This is a genomic window from Helicobacter ganmani (assembly GCF_003364315.1).
Classification (GTDB): domain Bacteria; phylum Campylobacterota; class Campylobacteria; order Campylobacterales; family Helicobacteraceae; genus Helicobacter_D; species Helicobacter_D ganmani.
Genome location: NZ_NXLS01000026.1, coordinates 1 through 697 on the forward strand (window position 1 = coordinate 1; position 697 = coordinate 697).

The window sequence follows — 697 nt, forward strand, 5'->3', positions numbered from 1 at the left end:
TTCTTAATTTGTAGATAGAATCTCTTAAAAATTTATTCCTCCTCACCTAAAATACATTGCAACACTTTTTTATACGCGGACAATTTAGCTCTAGCCTCTATTTGCATTAAAGCTAAAGGTGCATTGATTTCTATATTTTCAACTTTGCCTTTTGTATATCCTGAATCCTCAATCTTTTGAATCTCAAGATTAATGGTTTTTTCTAGGCTCTCTTCTTTTCCATATGTTTTTAAAATCCACTCTTTAAGAGATTTGCTAAATCTTAAGCTCTCAAAAAATTCTTTTGCGGTTTCTTGATTATTCCAATTATGAATACTGCTTAAGTCTGCCGCTAAAGAGGAATCAAAATCTTTTACTTCATTAATGCAAACTAAAGATTCTAAAAAACTCTTTTTAGAGATTCTGTTTTTAACTTCATCCAATATATCGCAATCGTCAAACTCATCTAAATCAACATAAACATTTACACTTACATAATCGCCAGCCATTTTATCTCCTTTCTCTTTCTAAATTTTCTTTAATTGTATTCTTAATCTCTTCAAAAATAGCCCTTATTGCAGGATTGTTTGATAAAATTTCAAATTCACCTTTGGAGCGCTCTTTATAAAAGCGGTTTTGTCCTTGAGCTTCTGCTACAACTTTATGAAAAACCGCAACATTCTTTAACCCTCTTTGTTTATAAAGCTCTCGCATTCTG

At 30.8% G+C, this 697-nt stretch carries 2 protein-coding genes; both read right to left on the reverse strand.

Annotated elements, in window-relative coordinates:
• Positions 1–32: 32 nt before the first annotated feature.
• Complete coding sequence (locus CQA43_RS09355; RefSeq protein WP_115552322.1) at positions 33–488, reverse strand: hypothetical protein; 456 nt, start codon at positions 486–488, stop codon at positions 33–35.
• 1 nt (position 489) lies between these two features.
• Positions 490–697 (reverse strand): hypothetical protein (locus CQA43_RS09610; protein WP_220271605.1); only part of this gene is annotated, 208 nt, incomplete at its 5' end.